This is a genomic window from Hymenobacter persicinus, from assembly GCF_004167665.1.
GTDB classification, from domain to species: Bacteria; Bacteroidota; Bacteroidia; order Cytophagales; family Hymenobacteraceae; genus Hymenobacter; species Hymenobacter persicinus.
On the sequence record NZ_SEWE01000120.1, the window covers coordinates 1 to 2,404 of the forward strand.

Consider the following 2,404-nt stretch of genomic DNA (forward strand, 5'->3'; position numbering starts at 1 on the left):
GACCCGATGATTGCCAAGCTCGTCACCTTCGGCAAAGACCGCCAGGAGGCCATCGAACGGATGCTGCGCGCCATCGACGAGTACCAGATTACCGGCATCCAGACCACCTTGCCCTTCGGCCGCTACGTGCTCCAGCACCCGGCCTTCGTGAGCGGCAACTTCGACACGAACTTCATCCGGGACCATTTCACCCCCGCCGACCTCACTCCCGCCGCCCCCGACGCCAGCGTGGCCAAAGTAGCCGCCGTGCTCACGGCCATGCTGATGACGGAAAAGAAAGCGCCGGTGGTGGCTTCGAGTGATGCGCCGGCCGCGGCGGGCTCGAACTGGAAGCGCAACCGGCTGGGGGCGCGGTAGGAAGCTTTTATTCCGCTAGATTTGAAAAGCCCGGTTATTTGGCCGGGCTTTTCTATTTTTTTCCAGAACCAGTATGGAAAGAATTAAGATTGAGCACGACTTCTTGGTGTTCCTATTCGCCTACCTCCGGCATCTTGACTTATCATTGGATAGAAGCCGCTGGAATGGCTGGGCTGATTATCTTGTATACACCCGTGGTCGGATCCAATCAGCTACAATTTCCTCTTATCTAAAAGGCAAGATTGGTCCTGTCAGCGTGACTAACACAGCCAACATTCTACCAAACTATAGCTATAGAGAATCCCGCCTGCGGTATCTATGGCGAATTTGCACGTGGCAGAATGATTATTTAACCCTTTATGCGACCAGCTACGCCTGTCAGTTGCTAGACCGGCACAACGCTTATCTGCGGGCAGATATTACCGAATTCACCCCGGAGCTGGAAATGCTCAGAAGGGATATTGCTGATTTTTACACTCGTGCTTCAGAGGTAATGCTCAGCAGAAGCGAACTGCGCAAAATAATGCGGGTGGAACACTTCTGGCAAAACCCTATCCTCACAACTATTGCGCTGAAAGACTTCCTTCCTGCTTCCCTAGCGCGAGTTTAGCACCGCTTAACTCGTGCCAGACCATAACGTGGAGGTTGTACCTCCACTGCTGCAACGCAGCAAACCGGAACCGCGCCGCCTGAAGCCATCCGGGCGGCGTGCTCGTTCTGACGAGGAGGCGCAGCCTTCCGGCATAGCGTGTCACGAGTTACGGCTGCGCCTAAACTTGCGCCAGTGCCGCGCCTGCGAACCAGTGCGGTAGCATGACAACGGCCCTGACCTTTGTACGGTATTTTTAAAATTCTGAAAATACCGTACAAATACCCGAAAGATTTTGTACGGTATTTTTCGTTTCTTGAGAATACCGTACATATTCTGCCAGCTATGCCCCGCCGCGCTCCTGCCTCCCAAAACGTCATTTCCCGCCTGCGCGCCTGGTTTGGGCTGCGGCAGGAGGACGTGGCCTTTTATGCTAATGTGAGCCCCGAGCTCGTGCAGGCGGCGGAAAGCGGCCGGCGTAGCCTGAGCAGTAACCTGCTGATAGGTCTGCTGCCGCTATTGCAACAACTGCCGCCGCCCGAAACGCCCGTAGTCGCGGCGGCCGTACTGCCGCCTTGCCTGGCCCCTGGTACCGCCGCGCCCGATGCTGCCGCCCTCGATTTTCGTCGCCGCGTGTGCCTGCACCAAGCCGGCCGCTTGCGTACCCAGGCCCTGCCCGCCCTGCTGGCCGCCTACCCCGCCCCGGTCAACCCTACGGACCCTGACGACGCCGAGCTCCACGCCGGACTCATCCGCCGGCTGCACTACCACGCCCGCCCCCTGCCGGCCGAGGACGTCACGCGCTGGCACCTGCTGCAAGCCCGCATCGTGGCGCTGGAAGCTGAAGCGGCGACCCTGGAAGCTACGCTGGGCTAAAAACAAAACAGCCGCCCCAGAACCGGGGCGGCTGTTTTGTTATCCTGTCATGCTTCACTCTGCTCAGCATGACCTTTTTTTTACCGCTGGTCTATATTAAATCCGTGAGTTGCTTCACGCCCACCGGCCGTTCCCGGGTGAAGCCTTCCCCGAACTCGACGCCAATCAGGTGGCCGAACTCCCGGGCCCGGGCTTCCATGAACTTGGTGAAGACGGGCGTGGAGAGGTAGGTGACGGGCTCGGTGCTCTCGGGGTCGAAAAACTGGGTTTTGTAGGCCTGAATCGACTCCCATTTTTTCTCCCAGTGCGCCGAGATGTCGACCACGAAATCGGGACTGATCTGGCGGTCCTGAATGAAGTGGTACACGTGCAGGGGGCGCCAAGCGGCCTGGGGCTGGCCGTCGTGGTCGAAGGTTTCAATCATCTTCAGGCCCGACAGAAAGCACGCGTCCGAAATGAGCTGGGCGCCGCGGCCGTGGTCGGGGTGCCGGTCGTGGATGGCGTTGCAAAGCACGATATCGGGCCGGTAGCGGCGCAGGGCGGCAATGATGGGCAGCTGGTGCTCCCGGTCGTTGCGGAAAA

3 protein-coding genes and 1 pseudogene are annotated in these 2,404 nt (G+C 58.9%); 3 read left to right on the plus strand and 1 reads right to left on the minus strand.

From position 1 onward, the window contains the following. The 3 genes and pseudogenes from EWM57_RS20850 to EWM57_RS20860 all read left to right on the plus strand — a co-directional run. Positions 1–357, plus strand: a pseudogene (locus EWM57_RS20850) (biotin carboxylase); the annotation flags it as partial. Between the two features lie 73 nt (positions 358–430). Beyond that, positions 431–967, plus strand: a complete 537-nt coding sequence (locus tag EWM57_RS20855; RefSeq protein WP_129919756.1) for a hypothetical protein — start codon at positions 431–433, stop codon at positions 965–967. 324 nt (positions 968–1,291) lie between these two features. Continuing rightward, complete coding sequence (locus EWM57_RS20860; RefSeq protein ID WP_129923218.1) at positions 1,292–1,822, plus strand: helix-turn-helix domain-containing protein; 531 nt, start codon at positions 1,292–1,294, stop codon at positions 1,820–1,822. 91 nt (positions 1,823–1,913) lie between these two features. Here the strand turns inward: EWM57_RS20860 and EWM57_RS20865 are convergent. Then, the coding region (locus tag EWM57_RS20865) for a PIG-L family deacetylase (protein WP_129923219.1) at positions 1,914–2,404 on the minus strand (491 nt) is incomplete at its 5' end.

Bases quoted from the DNA above. Each gene is read 5' to 3' on its own strand.
- EWM57_RS20855 (WP_129919756.1), top strand. From the start codon at position 431: ATGGAAAGAATTAAGATTGAGCACGACTTCTTGGTGTTCCTATTCGCC.
- EWM57_RS20860 (WP_129923218.1), top strand. From the start codon at position 1,292: ATGCCCCGCCGCGCTCCTGCCTCCCAAAACGTCATTTCCCGCCTGCGC.